We start from the raw sequence: 17,007 nt of genomic DNA, 5'->3' as shown, positions 1-17,007 counted from the left end.
CGCCCGCACCCGGGAGCATCCCGGTAATCCGGGTGCGCGGGCGCCGGTCCCGTTGGCAGGATGCCGGGATGACCTCACACTCCGCTGCTCGTGACTCGCTGGAGGGCCTCGCCCTCGGGGACGGATTCGGGGAGCGCTGGTTCCCGCTCTTCCGGCCGGCGCAGACGGCGATCCCGGAGATCCGGGCCCGGCGGGTGCCGCAGGAGTCCCCCTGGCACTGGACCGACGACACCGCGATGGCGCTGTCGGTCTACGGGATCCTCACCGCCTTCGACGCCGTCCACCAGGAGCGCCTGGCCCGCGCCTTCGGGGCCACCTACCAGGCCGACGCCTACCGCGGCTACGGCCACGGCATGCACCTGCTGCTGCCCGAGCTGGCCGCGGATCCCGGGAGCTGGCGCACCCGGGCCCGGGACCTGTTCGACGGGCAGGGCAGCCTCGGCAACGGCGCTGCCATGCGCGTGGCGCCGTTGGGGGCCTGGTTCCACGAGGACCTGGACGAGGCGGCGGAACAGGCCGTGCTCTCCGCCGAGGTCACCCACGCGCACCCGGAGGGGACGGCCGGCGCGACGGCGGTCGCCCTGGCCGCCGCGCTCGCCGCCCGCGGCCGCTCCGGGGCCGCCGCTCCGGCCGGTGCGGAACTGCTCACCGAGGTGGCCGACCGGACACCCCGCGGGGAGGTCCACGAGGGCCTGCGCCGGGCCGCCGGACTCCCGGCCGGCACGGAGCCGTGGCGGGCGTCCGACCTGCTCGGCAACGGTCAGCGGATCACGGCCGCCGACACGGTGCCGTTCGCCCTGTGGTCCGCCGCCCACCACCTGGACAGCCTCACCGACGCACTCTGGACCACCGCGGAGGGGCTCGGCGACGTGGACACCACCTGCGCCATCACCGGCGGCGTGGTCGCCGCCCGCACCGGCCTGGCGGACGTCCCGCAGGACTGGCTGTCCCGCCGCGAACCCCTGCCGGACTGGGTCGACGCCGCCGAGGCGGAACTCCCGTAACCCGCCGCAGCCCCCGCCCCCGCTCAGCCCCCGGCCCGGTGGGGGCCGGGGGCGCGGGGGTCACATCGTGCCGGTGAAGAGCAGGGCCACGAGGGTGCCGTCGGCGTCGCGGCCCTCGAGGCAGAGGGCGGCCTCGGCGGAGACCGGGAAGGCGAGGAGGTTGGCGCCCGTGGTCTCGTCGATCGGGAGGTCGACCCAGGCGGGGGCGCGGCCGGTCCCGTCGGGGGTGGCGAGCCCGGCCTCGACGCGGGCGACCAGGGCGTCGAGGTCGGCGAGGCCGGCGGGCCGTGGGCGGCCGGGGCCGAAGGCGTCCCTCGCCGTGGCGTCCCAGAGGAAGCCGAGGTCAGGGCCGAGCGGCTGGTAGTCCTCGACGGCGTCCTCGAACTCGGCCTCGGCGATCACCTCGGGTGCGGCCAGCGGCACGAGCACCAGCGTGACGGCCGGCGTCTCCCGGCCGGTCTCGGTGTCGTGGGTCCGGACGACGCCGACGTGGACGGGGTGCCGGCCGGCCGGCACGCCGGAGCACTCGGAGAACTCCGACGGGTCCGGGCAGCTGAAGACGAGGTTGGAGACGACCGTGAGGTCTCCGGCGTGGTGGAACTCCTCGGGGCGGTCGCAGGAGTACGCGACGTGTTCGTCGGCGAGCTGGTGCAGCAGGGTGTCGATGTCCATGGGCGCACATCCTGGCGGACGGCACCGACAGCCGGCCGCGCGGGTGTCACCGGGCCGACAGGTCCGCCCCGGCGGCCCGCTGCCGGGTGCTCGGTTCCGGGGTGTCCGCGGCGGTGAACGGGCCCTCGTCGACGAACCGTTGCAGCCAGTGGGCGAAGGCGCGGGCGTCGGCCTGCGGCCAGGAGGCGAGCGAGTCGTCGATGCGGGCCGCGAGCCGCCGCCGGGCGACCTGCACGGCCTCCCGCCCTCGGTCGGTGAGGGCGAGCAGGGTCGCGCGGCCGTCGGCCGGATCGGACTCGCGGCGCAGCAGGCCGCCCCGCTCCAGCCGGTCGGCGCGGCGGGTGACGGTGGTGCGGTCGAGTCCGACCTCGCGGCCGAGGTCGGCCGCGCTGCACGGGCCGGTGCGGGCCAGGCCGCTGAGCACCGGGTAGGTGAGCTCGTCCACGGACTCGCCGAGTCCGTCGGTGAGGTGGGCGTAGAGGCCGGCCCGGCTGCTGCGGCGCAGGAGCAGTCCGAGGGCGTCGGCGATCTCGTCGCCGGTGGTGTGGGGTGGCTGGTTCGTCACCCCAGCAGAATAGCGTGCGCGGGGCACGCTTTGCCGGTAGCGTGAGAAGCGTGCTCAAGGCACGTAAATTCTGCGAGGCAGTCCCGCACACTCCAGGAGTCCCGATGAACCGCACCGACATCCGCGCCGCCCTGACCGACCTGATCCTCACCCCGGGCCTGAGTCTGGACGAGGCCGCCGACCGCCACTTCGCCCCCGACTACCGCCAGCGCACCGACGGCGAGTGGGCCGACCGGCGCGAGTTCCTCGACCACATCGCGCACCTGCGCTCGGTGGTCGCCGGCGGCACGGTGGAGGTGCACGACGAGCTGGTGGTGGGCGACCGCTACGCGGACCGGCACACCGTGGAGGTCACCAAGAAGGACGGCTCCACCGTCCGCATGGAGGTCTACCTCTTCGGCGAGTTCGCCCCGGACGGCCGGTTCCGCCGGGTCGAGGAGACCACGCTGATGCTCGTGGGCGCGGAGCGCGACCGGAACCTCGGCAGCGCCCGCTGAGGGGGTCCGGCGAGCCGCCGGGGTGCTGCGCCGCCCGGGGCCGCGCCGCCGGGGTGCTGCGCCGCCCGGGGCCGCGCCGCCGGGGTGCTGCGCCGCCCGGGGCCGCGCCGCCGGGGTGCTGCGCCGCCCGGGGCCGTACCGGCGTCAGAGCCGGTCGTAGACGGCCGAGAGGCGGTGCAGCACCTCGGCGGCGCGTTCGAGGGCTGCGGCGTCGTGGTCGGCGAGGTCGGTGTGCAGCGCCTCGGTGAGCGCCTGCTGGCGCTGCCGGTGGCGCTCCCGCCCGGCGTCGGTGAGGGTGACCACGACGGAGCGCTTGTCCTCGGGCGGTCGGGTGCGGGTGACGTAGCCGGCCGTGACCAGGCCGTTGACCAGCTGGGTGGTGGCGGCGCCGGTGGTCTCGGTGCCCGCCGCGAGTTGACCGATGGTCAGCGGACCCTGGTCGGCGAGGGTGCGCAGGGCGCGGGCGTGGGTGAGGGAGAGGGCGCCGGGGGTGCGGGTGGCGCGGCCGCGCAGCCGGGCGTCGGCGGCGCTGAGGCGGTAGGCGGCCCGGGCCAGGAGGTCGAGCGCCCGGGCGCGGTCGGGTGTCGGCGGCGTGTCGGTCATGCGGGTTCTCCCGGGTCGGTTCGGCGGTGGGGCGGTCGGCTTGACAGCAGCTTAACCTAAGTACTTAATGACTAAGTACTTAACTGTTGGCCGGGTCGACCGGTCGGCAGCGCGCCACGCAGGAGGAGGACCGTCATGACCATTCGATCGACCGGCCAGAACTGGGCCCTGGACATCGCCCTCGCCCAGGGCGGCTTCGACGCGCTGCACCCCGAGGCCGTCGGGACGATGGAGCAGCTCGGCCACGACCACACCGACTTCGCGAAGGTCTTCGCGCTGGTCCGCAGCGGTGCGATGCTGCCCAAGGCCTGGGCCACCGTGGCCGGTCAGGCCGAGGAGCGCGCCGCCCACCACGAGCGGGGCGGCTTCGCGCAGACCGCGGCCGACCTCTACCTGCGGGCCGCGGTGATGTGGGGGCGTGCCCAGTACTCGGTCTTCGACGCGGAGGACCCCCGCAAGCTCGCCATGCGCGAGCGCGCCAACCACTGCGTGGAGCGCCTGGGCGCCCTGCGGGACGGCCGGGTGCGGCGCGTGGAGCTGGACTTCGAGGGGTCGCGGATCCACGCCCTGCTGCACCTGCCGGCCGGGCGGGTGGAGAACGCGCCGGCCGTCATCCTCGGCCCGGGGATGGACATGATCAAGGAGGACTACATCTGGGCCGCCGAGCGCTACTACACCTCCCGCGGGATGGTCGCGCTGTCCATCGAGGGGCCGGGCCAGGGTGAGAGCCGGGCCGGCGGCCTCACCGTGGACCTGGGCAACTACGAGCGGGCGATCGGTCGTTACCTCGACCACCTGGCCGCGCTGCCGGAGGTGGACGCGGGCCGGATCGGGATGTTCGGCATCTCGATGAGCGGCTACTGGGGTTCGCGGGCCGCCGCCACCGACCGGCGGCTGTCCGCGCTGGCCGCCTTCGAGGCCGTCACGGGCGACTTCGCGACCATCTTCGAGCGCGCCCAGCCGACCTTCAAGAACAACTACATGTACATGGCCGGGTACACCGACGAGGAGGCCTTCGACCGGGACCTCGCGCACCGGATGCCGCTCGGCGAGCTGGTCGCGGACATCACCTGCCCGGTGCTGTACGGCATCGGCGAGTTCGACGAACTGACCGAGCTGGGCCAGGCCCTGGCGAACTTCGAGCTGATCCGGGCGCCGAAGGAGCTGCGCGTCTACGAGGACGAGTTCCACCCGCTCGGCGGGGTGGCGGCGGAGGCCTTCCGGTTCGGTGCCGAGTGGCTGGAGCGCGCCCTGGCCGGCGAGTTCCGGGAGCCGGGCCGCGACGTCCGCCACTACGTCCACCGGGACGGCCGCACCACCGACGGCGGCGCCGACCCGGTCTGGTGGCTCGGCGCCGCCCCGACCCGGCTCGTCGAGGCCCGTCGGGGCTGACGGCCGCGGGACGTCGGCGGGGCCCGGTCGGCGGCGGGCGACGCCGGGGCGGCGGCCCCCGGGGCGGCTGTCGGGCCCGGACGGCTGTGGACGCCCCCGGGTGTCGGCGGGGTGGCCCCGGGACGCTATGTTTGAACGTGTTCAATACCGGCGTTCGGGGGGATCGGCCATGGCCAGGCAAGCAGTACCGCAACGGGCCCGATGGCTCGCCGCCGCAGCCGCGGCACTCTGCGCCGCACCGGCCTGCCTGCTCCTGGCCGGGGGCGGGGAGGCCGTCGCGGGCCTGGTGGTGCTCGCCGCCGCGCTCCCGGCGGCCGCGCCGCTGGCGTTCCACCGGGACCGGATCGCGTTCCGCACCGCCTGCGGCGCGGCGGCGGTCGTCGCCGGGCTGGTCACCCTACTCTGCATGCTCCTCGGCCTGGCGGTGCTCGGCTGGCTCGGTCTCCTCGCCGGCGCCTGGATCTGCATGTTCGGCCCGGCGCTCGTCCTCCTGCTGGCCGCCCGCCACCTCGCCCGCCCGATGGTGCGCGGTCGCGCGGTGACGGCGCTGGGCTGGTCGGCGGCCGCACTCGCGGCGGGTACCTGGGTCTATCCGGCGGTCGCCCCGCTGGTGCGCCCCCACGTCACCCCGGCCGACGGCTACGTGGTGGTGATCGGCCCGGACGGCCCGGCGGTGAGCCGCGGCATCGAGGCCGCCACCTGGGCGGCCGGCGAGATCGGCCCGGGCACCCAGGTGCTCACCCTGTGCACGGCCGGCGCCGGCGTGGCCGACACCCGGCTGCTCGTACGGATCCAGTCGGGTACCCCGGGCGGGGAACGCGACCGGATCCGCACCCGGGCCGGCGCCCTGCCCGGGACCGTCGAGGTCCACGAGCACCACGACGGTCAACACGTGACGTGCTGAGCGGGCGCGCCCGCGAAAACCGTTCGACAGCGGGCGGGCCGGCTGGCAGTCTGCGCGCATGACCCACGGAATCGAGTCCCACACCACCCGGTGAGCGCCCAGGACGAGCGCCACGCGCTCACCCTCCCGCCCGCCGCACCCGCACTGTACGACCTGGCCGTGGAGGTGCTGGCCGCCTCCCCGGACGGCCTGCCGCCCCGGCGCGGGGGCTTCCTCCAGCCCGCGAGGGCCGCGAGCTCCGCGAGTCCCGGGAGCCCCGCGGAGTCCGGTGAGCCCCCGGATCCCGGGAGTCGAGCGGACCCACTGCCCCGGGCGGAGGCGCTCGCCGTCCTCCGGGAGGTCCTCCACCCGCTCCCGGGTGGCCCGGACGGCCCGGCCGCCCTGCACCGCCGCCTGGCGCATCCAGGGCTCCAGGACCACCACCGGCACCTGATCCGGCAGGTCGTCGCCGAACTTCCGCTCCTCGCCGGGCGGTCGGCCGAGGCCCGGACCCTGGCCCGGGGGCTGGTCCGCACGGGCACGACCACGCTCGCCGTCGTCGTCGGCCTCCTCCTACTCGCCCGCACCGGCGAGCCCGAGGACGTGCCGCAGCTCGCCGTCCTCGGCCGCTTCCGGGAGTTCACCGGCCCGGCCGTCGAGGCCCTCGACCTGCTCGACCGCCCGACCGCCGGGCTCGTCCACCTGGGCGTCGGCGCCCGTCGCGACCTGTTCCGTCCGCTGCTGCGCGCCCTGCGGGCCGGGGGCGACCCGGCCGTCCGCGCGGCGCTCCTGGCCCTGCCGGACCCGCCGCGCGAGCTCCCCGCCGCGACCGCCCGGCGGATCGTCGAGGCTTCCCGGCTGCCCGGGCTGATGGACCGCCACCCCGCCGACCCCGACCTGCTCGCCCTGGCGGGCGCCCTGCTCGTCCGGATGGCCTCCTCCCGTCACGACCCGGCCGATCTGCTCGCCTGCCGGGGCGTGCTCGGCCTCTACCGCCGCGTGGTCACCGCGGCGGCCCGGCTGCCGGCCACCGTCGACAACGCCGCGATGCTGCTCTCGCTCGCCCTGGACCTGAGCAGTGGTGCCGGTGTGCTGCTGGACTGGCCGCCCGGGACGCGCACCGCGTTGCTGGAGTCGTTGGGCCGGCTGCTGGCGCAGCCGCGCTGGGCCGCCGTCGGCACCCGCCCGCAGGACGCGGAGCAGCGCCCCCGAGCGGCCTGGATCCGCCGCGTCGGGCGGCGCCCCTTCGAGCAGCCGGACGGCGGCCCCGGCCGCGGGCCCGCCCTGCGCGTCGAGGTGGTGGCCGGCGACCCGGCGGAGCGGGCGGCGGTCGAGACCCGGATCCTGATCGACGGCCGTCCGGCCGTCCCGGCGCTGTTCGGCCGCGGCCCCGCCGAACCGCCCGAGGCGCTGCTGGACGGTGGATTGCTACGGGCCGCGGCGGAGCCGCGCGAGGTGCGGCTCGCCGAGGCGGCCTGCGCCGAGGGGTGCTGCGGCGCGCTCTACGTGACCATCCGTCGGGTCGGCGGTGAGGTGGTGTGGGACGGCTGGCGGAGCCCGTGGAACGACCGGGACGCGGGGGAGCCCGACCCCGGCCCGCCCGCCCGCCGCTTCGACGCCGCCGCCTACGACGCGGAGGTCGCCCGCGCGGAGTCCGATGACTCCTGGTCCTGGCCGGCCCGGCGGACGGCCCGGCTGGTGACCGCCGCACTGGACGAGTCGCCCGGGCTGCTGGGCCGCTGGGGTGTCCGCCGCGGCTGGATCGGCACCGACGCCGACGACCCGGACGTCGTCGTGGTGACCTTCTGGCGCCGGCCGGGCGAGGCCTCGGGCACGGGCGTGGGCGATGCCTCGGACGAGGCGCGGGGGAGCGGCAGGCCGCAGCAGTTCCGCTGGACGCTGCCGGACGACGGCACCCCGCCGCAGCCGCGGGCCGCCGCGATCCTGCGCCGTCTCGCGCAGGAGGACCCGACGGTCCACGCGCAGGCGTGCGGCTGAGATGCGGGCGCCGGGAAGTGTTGGGAAACTTTCCTAACCATATCCATTGACGGGTGGTCATCACGTGGGGATCCTGAACTCCGCGTCTCCGGTGGCCACCCGCGTCGCGCGCCCTCCCCTCCACCCGATCAGAGAATCGAGTAGACGTGCGCCGTCTCACCTCCGTCCTCGCCGCCGCCGCGCTGGCGCCGACCGCCCTGGCCCTCGCCCCCGTCGGCACCGCGGCCGCGGGCACCCCGCACGCCGCCGCCGGGCCCGGCGCGATGGCCGCCGCCCCGTACGAGTACCTCGGCTGGGGCAACCCGCAGAAGCCCACCGACGTGATGGCGGCCACCGGCGTCACGTGGTTCACGCTGGCCTTCATGCTGTCCGACGGCACCTGCAACCCCAAGTGGGACGGCAGCCGGGCCCTGCGCGGCGGCTCCGACGAGGCCGCCATCGCGTCGATCCGTGCGGCCGGCGGCGACGTGGTCGTCTCGGTCGGCGGCTGGAGCGGCAACAAGCTCGGCGAGAAGTGCGGCAGCGCCGCCGCACTCGCCGGGGCGTACCAGAAGGTCGTCGACGCCTACCACCTCAAGGCGCTCGACATCGACATCGAGAACACCGAGTTCTCCAACGCCACCGTCCGCCAGCGGGTCGTCGACGCCCTGAAGACCGTCAAGGCCAGGAACCCCGGGCTGGTCACCTACGTCACCATGGGCACCACCCCGAGCGGCCCGGACGCCAACGGCAAGGACCTGATCCGCCGGGGCGCCGCCGCCGGCCTCGCCAACGACGGCTGGGTGGTCATGCCCTTCGACTTCGGCGGGCACAGCGGAAGCATGGGCCAGGCCAGCGTCAGCGCCCTGGAGGGCCTGAAGGCCGCGGTGAAGTCCGCCTACGGCTACGGCGACGACGCCGCCTACCGGCACATCGGCGTCTCGTCCATGAACGGCGTCACCGACGAGGCGGACGAGACCGTCACCACCGGCGACTTCCAGACCATCCTGGGCTACGCCCGCCAGCACCACATCGCCCGCTACGCCTTCTGGTCCGTCAACCGCGACCGCGGCTGCTCCGGGGGCGGGTCCGACGCCTGCAGCGGCATCAGCCAGTCCCCGTACGCGTTCACGAAGATCGTCGCCCAGTACAAGGGCTGACCGGTCATCGGTCGGCCTCGGCCTCGGCGTCGGTGCCTGCCGCCGCCCCCGGGGCCAGGGCCAGGTGGGTGAGGACCGCGCCGACGGCGGACATCACCGCCAGGACCACGCCGAGCGTGTGCAGGGCGCCGGTGAGACCGGCGGTCAGGGCCGGGTGGTGCGCGTCCGGCACCCGGCCCTGGACCGCCAGGGCCGCCACCCGCGCCGCGTCCCCGGGGGAGAGGCCCATGCCGTCCAGCCGGGCGGCGGTCAGCGTGCTGAGCAGTGCGGCGGCCCCGGAGACGGCCACCGACTCGCCGGTGACGCGCATCGTGTTGAAGACGCCCGCGGCCGCTCCGGCCTGCTCGGGCGGCACGGTGCCGACGGCCGCGTCGTCCATCACCCCGAACGCCAGCCCGACACCGGCCCCGAAGGGCAGCAGCGGCACGGCCAGCGCCGCCCACGACCCGTCGGCCCGCACGGTCGTCAGGAGCAGCGCGCCCACCACGATCAGCACGGAGGCGGCGGTCAGCACCGTCCGCACGGAGCAGGCCGCGGCGAGGCGGGCCGCCGGCAGCGGCAGCAGCAGCACGGGCGCCGTCATCGGCAGCAGGAGCAGCGCGCTGGTCAGGACACTCCGGCCGCCGACGCCCTGGAGGTAGGCCGGCAGGTGCACCAGCAGCACCACGAAGCCGAGCGTGACGGTGAACGGCTGGCACATCAGGGCGAGGAAGGCGGGGCGACGGAACAGCCGGACGTCGACCATGGCGCGTCCGGCCCGGCGCAGCTCCACCACCACGAAGAGCGCGACCAGCAGGAGCGCGCCGGCGAGCGGCAGCAGGGTGCCCGGGGCCGTCCAGCCGGCCGTGGTGGCCCGGACGAGCGCGAACGACAGGGCGCCGAGGCCGGCGGTGAAGCAGCCCAGCCCCGGCAGGTCGACGCCGGGGTGCCCGGGGTCGCGGGACTCCGGGGCCCGGGTGGCGCACAGCCACGCGGGCACGGCCAGCGCGGCCACCAGCAGGAAGACCGACCGCCAGCCGGCCGCCTCCACGAGTGCGCCCGCGGCCATCGGGCCGATCGCCAGGCCCGTCCCGAAGGCGGTGCCCAGGACGCCGAAGGCGAGCTGGCGGCGCCGCCCGGACGTGGCGTTCGCCAGCACCGCCGCCCCCGAGGCCAGCACCGCCGCCGCCCCGCACCCCTGGACGGCCCGGGCCGCGTCGGCCACCGCCATCGAGGGCGCCAGCGCGACCAGTGCCGACAGGGCGCCGACCAGCGCGATGCCCGTCAGGAGCACCCGGCGCCGGCCGATCCGGTCGGCGAGGCCGCCGGCGGCCAGCGGCAGTGTGGCGAAGGTGATGTTGAAGGCGTTCAGCATCCACTGGGCGGCGCTGACCGAGGCGCCCAGGTGGGCGGTCATGCTGGGCAGGGCCACGGCGGCCCCGGTCACCGAGAACGGCAGCATCAGCGCGGACCAACCGACCGCGCTGACGGTGGCCCAGTAGCGGGGCGGTGCGGGTGCGGCGGCCGGCGCGGTGGCGTCCACCGGGCGGGGGTGTGCGCGGTGCGGGGCGTCCGGGGGCAGGGCATCGGCGTGCGGGGCGTCGGCGTGCGGGGCGTCGAGGTGCGGGGAAGCGGTCATGGCGCCGATCGTCCGCGGGCGCCGCCCGGCGGTTGAAGGGAGCCGCGTTCCCTGGGAGTGGCAGGGCCACCCTCCGGCCTCGGCGGCTCGGGCCCGCCCGCCCATACTGGAACGCATGCCCGACCCGATCATGCTCACCAACAGCCTCGGTGACTACCTGCGCAGCCGCCGGGCCCTGGTCTCGCCGGAGGACGTCGGGCTGCCGCCGACCGCCCGGCGCCGGGTCCCCGGCCTGCGGCGCGAGGAGGTCGCGGAACTGGTCGGCCTCAGCACCGACTACTACGTCCGGCTGGAACAGGGGCGCGCGGAGCGCCCGTCCGACGAGGTCCTCGACGCGCTCGGCCGCGCGTTGCGGCTCGGCCCGGCCGAGCGCGCCCACCTGTACGACCTGGCCCGTCCGCCCCGCCGCCGTGGGGGGCGGTCGGCGGCGGTCGGACGCGAGGAGGTGCTGCGTCCCGCGCTGCACCGCGTGGTGGCGGCGATGCCGACCACCCCCGCCCTGATCATGAACGAGCGCAACGACGTGCTGGCCTGGAACGCCCTGGCGGCCGCGCTGATCGCGGACTTCCCCCGGCTGCCGCCGCGCGAGCGGAACATGGCCCGCCGGATCTTCCTGGACCCGGCGGCGCCGGCCGTCCACCTCGACTGGGAGGAGGCCGCGCGGACCACCGTCGGGGTGCTGCGGATGGCCTCCGGGCGCCGGCCGCACGATCCGGAGCTGGTCCGCCTCATCGGTGAACTCTCGCTGGGCAGTGCCGAGTTCCGCACCCTGTGGGCCGGCCGCCACGTGCACGAGAAGACCTGCGGCCCCAAGCGCTTCCGGCATCCGGTGGTCGGGGACGTGACGCTGGACTACGAGACCTTCCGGGCGCCGGGCGCCGCGCACCACCTCCTGGTCGTCTACACGGCGGCGCCGGGCAGCCCGGACGAGCGGGCGCTGCACCTCCTCGCGGCCCTGGAACCCGGCCCGGTGCAGGCCCCGGGGCAGGACCCGGAGCAGGAGCCGACGCGGGGCCTGGCGCGGGACCTGGCACGGGACCGGGCGCAGGGGAGGCCGGAGCGGGCCCGGGTGTGACCGGCCGGGGAGGGTGGCTGCGCCACTCGCCCGTTCAACTGCAACTCGGCTGCCCCGGCGGCCGGTTGCGCCACTCGGTTAGGCTGCCGTCATCGACCGGCCGGTGGGGCGGCGTGCGGTTCCGGGCGGCGCGCGGACCAGCGCCCGGCCCCACCGGGCGGCCGCCCGGCGTCGTCCCGCGGGGCGGCCGCAGGCGTCCACGCATCCAGGAGGTGTCATGCGCATGGCTACTGCAACCCCGACCCAGAGCGTCGCCGTCAGCGTCCGACTCGTGCGACTGGTCGAATCGGTGCGAGCGGCCGTGCGGAGCTGTACCTCGCCCGCCGGGACGGCCGCGGCCGTGGCACACCGCCTGCGCCCCTTCCTCGACCACCCCGACCTGCTGACCCCGGACCAGCGCGAGGGGGACCGTGCGCACTACCGCCAGCACGTCCTGCACGTGGAGCCGGACGGCACCTTCTCGGTGGTCGCGCTGGTCTGGTACCCGGGGCAGCGGACGGCGATCCACGACCACGTGTCCTGGTGCGTCACCGGGGTGTACGAGGGCGTCGAGCAGGAGACCCGCTACCGGGAGGTGCCCGCCGGCGACGGCACCCGCCTGGTGGTGACCGAGGAACTGGTGAACGCCACCGGTGACGTCGTCGGCATCGCCCCGCCCCACGACATCCACCGGGTCAGCAACGGCGGGGACCGCAAGGCGGTGTCCATCCACGTGTACGGGGCGGACATCGGCCGGCTGGGTTCCAGCATCCGGCGCGTCTACGAGGACCCCGCACGGACGGAAGGCTAGGGCGTCTCGCCCTCGCCCTCGGTGTCGATGTGGGGGAGGATCCGGTCGAGGAACCGGGGTGTCCACCAGGCGGCCGCGCCGAGCAGGGTCATCACCGCCGGGACGAGCAGCAGGCGCACGACCGTGGCGTCCACCAGGACGCTGACGGCGAGGCCGAGCCCCATCATCTTGATCACGATGTTGTCGCTCACGATGAAGGCGGCGAAGACGCTCACCATGATCAGGGCGGCGCAGGAGATCACCCGCGCGGTGATCTCCAGCGCGTGGGCCACCGCGTCGTGGCTGCGGCCGGTGCGCAGCCAGGCCTCGTGGACGCGCGAGAGTAGGAAGATCTCGTAGTCCATGCTCAGGCCGAAGACGATCGCGAACATCATCATCGGCACGTAGCTCTCGATCGGAACCTTCCCGGAGACCCCGAGGGCCGGCCCTCCCCAGCCCCACTGGAAGACGGCCACCACGACGCCGTACGAGGCCGCGATCGAGAGCAGGTTGAGCACCGCGGCCTTGACGGCGACGAGCAGGCCGCGGAAGACGACGAGGATGATCAGGAAGGCGAGGCCCACCACGACGGCGATGATCAGCGGCAGCCGGCTGGACACGATGTCCAGGAAGTCCACCTGCGCCGCGGTGTTCCCGGTGACGTAGGTGGTGGCGCCCGTGCCGGCCACCGCGTCGGGCAGTACGGTGTCCGACAGGTGGTTGACCAGGTCGGTGGTGCTGCGGTCCTGCGGCGCGCCCGCCGGGATGACGGTGTTGAACAGCACCGCGCCGTCCGGGCTGGTCTGCAGCGGGGTGGCGCTGGCCACGTCGGCCAGGCCGGTGAGCGACTGCTGGACGGCGGTCTGCACCGCGGGCCGGTTCGCGGCGGGCACGGCGCTCTGGTCGACGACCACGGTGAGCGGCCCGTTCGACCCGGGGCCGAAGGCCGCGGACATCAGGTCGTAGGCCCGCCGGTCGGTGAAGCTGGTGGAGTCGGCGCCGTCGTCGATGTGACCGAGCTGGATGGAGAACAGCGGGATCGACAGCACCACCAGGACGGCCACGCCGGAGATCAGGTACGGCCACGGGTTCGCCTCCACGCGGCGGGCGTAGCGGTGCCAGGTGCCGGTGGCCTCCGTGCCCGCCGCGCCCCCGGTCTCGGCGATCGGCCGGCGCACCGTGAACCGGTCCATCCGGCGGCCGATCAGCCCCATCAGGGCCGGTAGCAGGGTGAGTGCCCCGAACACCGCCGAGACCACGGTGACGGCGGCGGCCGCACCGAGTTTGGCGATGAAGGAGATGCCCGAGACGGACAGCCCGGAGAGCGCGATGATCACCGTGCAGCCGGAGACCAGCACCGCCCGCCCACTGGTGGCCACCGCCTGCCCGGCGGAGGCCACCGGGTCCACGCCGTCCATCAGGTTCTGCCGGTGGCGGGTGAGCAGGAAGAGTGCGTAGTCGATGCCGACGCCGATGCCGATCATCGTCGCCAGGGTGGGGGCGACGGTGGCGAAGGTGGACAGCGCGGCGATCAGCCCGAGCACGCCGAGGCCGACGACGGCGGCGAACAGCGCGGTCAGCAGCGGGAGCCCGGCCGCGATGAGGCTGCCGAAGCCGACCAGCAGCACCACGATCGCGACGGCGAAGCCGATCGCCTCGCTGGTGCGGTCGTCCGGGGCGGGGCGGGCCAGCTCGCCGAGCGGGCCCCCGTACTCCACCTGCACGCCCGCCTCGCGCAGCGGTGCCACGGCGGTGTCCACGCCGGTCAGGTACTCCGTCCCGAGCAGCGTCGGGTTGGTGTCGAAGCGGACGGTGATGTAACCGGTCTGGCCGTCGGCGGACAGCGGGCCGCCGGGCGGGGCGGGCTGACCGGCCGGGGGCAGCGGGCTCTGCACGGACAACACGTGCGGCAGCTGCTGCAGGGCGCCCACGGTCTGCGCGACCTGGTTCGGGAAGTCGGTCAGCGGCTGGGCGTCGTGCAGGACCACCTGGGAGCTGGTGCCGGCGGCGGCCGGCTCGTGGGCCTGCAGCACGTCCCGGCCCTGCTGCGCCTGGGTGCCGGGGAGTGAGAAGTCGTCCGAGTAGCTTCCGCCGACCGTCTTGTTGGCCGCCTGGACGCCCGCCAGGGCCACGATCCACAGCACGATGACGATCAGTGAGTGGCGCGCGCACCACTCGCCCAGCCGGCGCAGCGCCGCGCGCTTGGCCGGGGGCGCGGCGGTCGGCGGGGTACGGCGGACGGGCGGCGGCATGGACGGCTCCTGGGGCTCTGCTCTACGGGTCGCCGATCCGGCGGAGTCTCCCCGTGGTGCGGGGCCGGGCAACGGTACCGGCGGGTAGTCGCCCCGTCGGCCCTGTCGCCCGAGCCGTGCCCCGCGCCCGCCTCCTCCCCCGCGCCCGCCTCCTCCCGCGCGCCCGGCCCGGCCGCCGAGCCGCCCCCCCCGCCCGGCCCGGCCGTGCCGCGGGGTCAGCCCTGCCGCTCGGGCCCGCCCAGGAGCGGCGTCCGGACCGGGGCCGCGGCGCCGACCAGGACGACGAGTTCGTGGCCGCCGGGGTTCGTCTGGACCGGGAGGGTGCGCCAGTTGTTGGCCAGCCAGACGTTGCCCGAGGGGTCGATCTGGACCCCGGTGTTCCGCTCCAGCCCGTCGCTGGTGTACCCGGTGTCGGCCGGGGAGATCGGCTGCCCGGTGCCGACGCCGGGCGGGCAGGCGGACGTCCTGACGCCGCACAGCCGGGCGACGCGGTGGCCGCCGAAGTTGGCGACCCACACCGTGTCGTCCCCGTCGACGGCGAGGCCCCAGGGCAGGAACAGGCCCCCGTTGTCAAAGGGCTGCGCGGCCGGGGTGCCGTCGGCACCGATCATGGTGACCGAGGTGCCCGGGAGCGGGCCGGCCCCGCCCGCGACGACGTCCGCCACGGCGTCCGCGAAGCCGGCCGCCGTGGCGTCCTCGCAGGGGACGGGGAGCACCCCGCTGTTGGACACCCAGGCGTTGCCCCGGCTGTCCGTGGCGACGCCGAGCGGATGGTTCAGGCCGCCGCCGGAGACCAGTCGCTCCGGGGTGCCGTCCGGGGCCAGGACCTGCACGTTGTCGCTGCCGTTGCCCGAGACCCAGAGCCGCCCGGCGGGGTCGACGGCCGCGCCGAAGGGCTTCACCAGCCCCGGCACCGGGATCTCCCGGGCGCGGGCCGCGTCGCCGTCCGGGACGCGGGTCACGCTGCGGCCGCCGCAGTTGGCGACCCAGACGGTGCCGGAGCGGTCGGCGGCCATGCCCTGGGGCTGGACGATGCCGCCGCCCCGCCAGCCGTCCCGCGGGGAGAGCGCGGTGCCGTCCGGGGCGAACTGGGAGACGCTGCGGTAGAAGCGGGAGGGGTCGAGGGGGCAGCCGGAGCCCTGGAAGCCGAAGTTGCCGACCCAGGCGTCGCCGCGCGCGTCGACGGTGACGCCGAACCCGGCGCCGTAGAGCCCGCCGCCGCGGTAGGGCGCGCCGGGGGCGTCCTGGCCGGTGGGGGTGAACTTGAGCAGGGTGCGTCCGCCGCAGACCGATTCGGCCGGGTCGGCGCCGAACCGGTAGTTGTTGCTGACCCAGACGTTGCCGTCGGCGTCGAAGGCGAGGTTGCCGGGGCCGTCGAGCTCGTGGCCGTTGCCGTCGTAGCGCAGGGCCACCGTCCAGGCGTCGGGGGCGGCGGGCAGCGCGGGCAGGTAGCGCGGGGTGGTCGCGGCGAGCGCGAAGAGGGCGCCGACGTCGTGGCCGGGGGCGTGGGCGAGGTCCACCGCGGCCTGCAGGGTGGTCCGCGGCCGCTCGCCGCCGGGCGGCCGGGCGAGGTCGAACAGCTGTCGGCAGGCGTCGCCGGTGACGCAGGAGGCGAGCAGGTTGGCGAGGGTGTTGAACTCGGCCATGGTCGAGGTGCGGTCGCCGTTCGGCGGGGTCGCGAGCACGGGTGCGACGTCGCCGGTGCCGGTGTCGGCCAGGTTGTGCGCGATGGCGGCGGCGTTCTGCAGCCCGGGGGAGGTGCCGGCGATGCCGGCCGGTCCGGTGAAGCGGGCCAGGGCGTACGCGACGGCGACGGTGGTGCGCTCGTTGACGACGACTTCGGGCGGTGCGGCGGCGCCGCCGAGCACCGCGGCGAGCGTGACCGGCCCGTCCGGGGAGTCGCCGCCCGGCCCGTCCGGGGACGCCCCGCCCCGGTGCTCCTGGCCGGGCTGCCGGTCGGCCAGCAGGTAGAGCACGGCCCGCGGGTCCGCGGGCCGGCGGTAGTCGAGGGTGAACCGGCCGTCCTCCCCGCTGCGGGCCCGGGCCAGCGCCCGGGGCCGTCCGCCCGCCTCGTCGCCGGCCTGGTACAGCGTCACCTCGGCCCCGCCGAGCGGGGTGTCGCCGCTGCGGACCACTCCGCACTGGTGGTCCGGTCCCCAGCCGGGCGGGCCGGCCGGGGCGGCCTGGGCCGGGCCGGCGGCGAGCTGGGAGAGCAGGGCTGCGGTCAGCAGGACGCCCTGGCGTCGGCGCATGGGTGGCTCCGTTCGGTCGCGGACGGGCGGTCGGCCCGTCCGCGGCCCGCCACGGTCCGCGGACCGGGCCGCCGCCGTATACCTGCCACACCGGGGGCTTCGAGCGTGCGACCGGGCGCGGGACGCGGCCGAAATTGCCCGGGACGGGTGAGCGCCGCCACCGCCGGCGGCAGGGGCTCGGCCCCCGCCGCGGGTGGTTCAGAGTCGTTCGAAGCCGCGGCGGCGTTCCCAGTCGGTGACGGCCCGTTGGTGGGCGGCGAGTTCGGTGCGTCCGGCGTGGGTGTAGTG

General features: G+C 76.0%; 14 protein-coding genes. 8 read left to right on the top strand and 6 right to left on the bottom strand.

Annotated elements, in window-relative coordinates; translation table 11 throughout:
• The first annotated feature begins 68 nt into the window (after positions 1-68).
• Positions 69-1,004 carry an ADP-ribosylglycohydrolase family protein gene (locus ACIRS1_RS20335; RefSeq protein ID WP_402841661.1) on the top strand — a complete coding sequence of 312 codons (936 nt, stop codon included), beginning with the start codon at positions 69-71 and terminating at the stop codon, positions 1,002-1,004.
• Between the two features lie 60 nt (positions 1,005-1,064).
• Here the strand turns inward: ACIRS1_RS20335 and ACIRS1_RS20330 are convergent, their stop codons facing one another.
• Both ACIRS1_RS20330 and ACIRS1_RS20325 read right to left on the bottom strand, forming a co-directional pair.
• Positions 1,065-1,676, bottom strand: coding sequence for a hypothetical protein (locus tag ACIRS1_RS20330; RefSeq protein ID WP_402841659.1), 612 nt, complete (start codon positions 1,674-1,676; stop codon positions 1,065-1,067).
• 46 nt (positions 1,677-1,722) lie between these two features.
• Positions 1,723-2,241 carry a MarR family winged helix-turn-helix transcriptional regulator gene (locus ACIRS1_RS20325; protein ID WP_402841656.1) on the bottom strand — a complete coding sequence of 173 codons (519 nt, stop codon included), beginning with the start codon at positions 2,239-2,241 and terminating at the stop codon, positions 1,723-1,725.
• 104 nt (positions 2,242-2,345) lie between these two features.
• On the opposite strand from ACIRS1_RS20325, the gene ACIRS1_RS20320 reads away from it, so the two are divergent.
• Positions 2,346-2,738 (top strand): nuclear transport factor 2 family protein, encoded by a 393-nt coding sequence (locus ACIRS1_RS20320; RefSeq protein WP_360216571.1) that lies wholly within the window; start codon positions 2,346-2,348, stop codon positions 2,736-2,738.
• 144 nt (positions 2,739-2,882) lie between these two features.
• Here ACIRS1_RS20320 and ACIRS1_RS20315 read toward each other — a convergent pair whose 3' ends face one another.
• Positions 2,883-3,341 (bottom strand): MarR family winged helix-turn-helix transcriptional regulator, encoded by a 459-nt coding sequence (locus tag ACIRS1_RS20315; protein ID WP_402841653.1) that lies wholly within the window; start codon positions 3,339-3,341, stop codon positions 2,883-2,885.
• 135 nt (positions 3,342-3,476) lie between these two features.
• On the opposite strand from ACIRS1_RS20315, the gene ACIRS1_RS20310 reads away from it, so the two are divergent.
• The 4 genes from ACIRS1_RS20310 to ACIRS1_RS20295 all read left to right on the top strand — a co-directional run bounded on the left by ACIRS1_RS20310 (position 3,477) and on the right by ACIRS1_RS20295 (position 8,753).
• A complete protein-coding gene (locus ACIRS1_RS20310) occupies positions 3,477-4,733 on the top strand; it encodes an alpha/beta hydrolase (protein ID WP_402841650.1) in 1,257 nt (418 codons plus the stop codon).
• 169 nt (positions 4,734-4,902) lie between these two features.
• Entirely contained in the window at positions 4,903-5,637 is a 735-nt protein-coding gene (locus ACIRS1_RS20305; RefSeq protein WP_402841647.1) for a hypothetical protein, read from the top strand.
• Positions 5,638-5,727: 90 nt separating this feature from the next.
• Positions 5,728-7,614, top strand: a complete 1,887-nt coding sequence (locus ACIRS1_RS20300; RefSeq protein ID WP_402841644.1) for a hypothetical protein — start codon at positions 5,728-5,730, stop codon at positions 7,612-7,614.
• Between the two features lie 146 nt (positions 7,615-7,760).
• Entirely contained in the window at positions 7,761-8,753 is a 993-nt protein-coding gene (locus ACIRS1_RS20295) for a chitinase (protein WP_402841643.1), read from the top strand.
• 4 nt (positions 8,754-8,757) lie between these two features.
• On the opposite strand, the gene ACIRS1_RS20290 is transcribed toward ACIRS1_RS20295, so the two are convergent.
• Complete coding sequence (locus tag ACIRS1_RS20290; protein WP_402841642.1) at positions 8,758-10,371, bottom strand: MFS transporter; 1,614 nt, start codon at positions 10,369-10,371, stop codon at positions 8,758-8,760.
• A 115-nt stretch (positions 10,372-10,486) separates the two neighbouring features.
• On the opposite strand from ACIRS1_RS20290, the gene ACIRS1_RS20285 reads away from it, so the two are divergent.
• Positions 10,487-11,446, top strand: a complete 960-nt coding sequence (locus ACIRS1_RS20285; protein ID WP_402841640.1) for a helix-turn-helix transcriptional regulator — start codon at positions 10,487-10,489, stop codon at positions 11,444-11,446.
• A 223-nt stretch (positions 11,447-11,669) separates the two neighbouring features.
• Positions 11,670-12,236 (top strand): cysteine dioxygenase, encoded by a 567-nt coding sequence (locus ACIRS1_RS20280; RefSeq protein ID WP_402841638.1) that lies wholly within the window; start codon positions 11,670-11,672, stop codon positions 12,234-12,236.
• Here ACIRS1_RS20280 and ACIRS1_RS20275 read toward each other — a convergent pair.
• Complete coding sequence (locus ACIRS1_RS20275) at positions 12,233-14,467, bottom strand: MMPL family transporter (protein WP_402841636.1); 2,235 nt, start codon at positions 14,465-14,467, stop codon at positions 12,233-12,235. The two genes, ACIRS1_RS20280 and ACIRS1_RS20275, sit on opposite strands and share 4 nt — an antisense overlap.
• A 215-nt stretch (positions 14,468-14,682) precedes the next feature.
• A complete protein-coding gene (locus ACIRS1_RS20270) occupies positions 14,683-16,719 on the bottom strand; it encodes a hypothetical protein (RefSeq protein WP_402841633.1) in 2,037 nt (678 codons plus the stop codon).
• Positions 16,720-17,007: the final 288 nt, after the last annotated feature.

Origin of the sequence: Kitasatospora sp. NPDC101176 (assembly GCF_044768035.1) — a bacterium.
Taxonomy (GTDB): Bacteria; Actinomycetota; Actinomycetes; order Streptomycetales; family Streptomycetaceae; genus Kitasatospora.
This window is presented reverse-complemented; position numbering and strand designations above follow the sequence as displayed.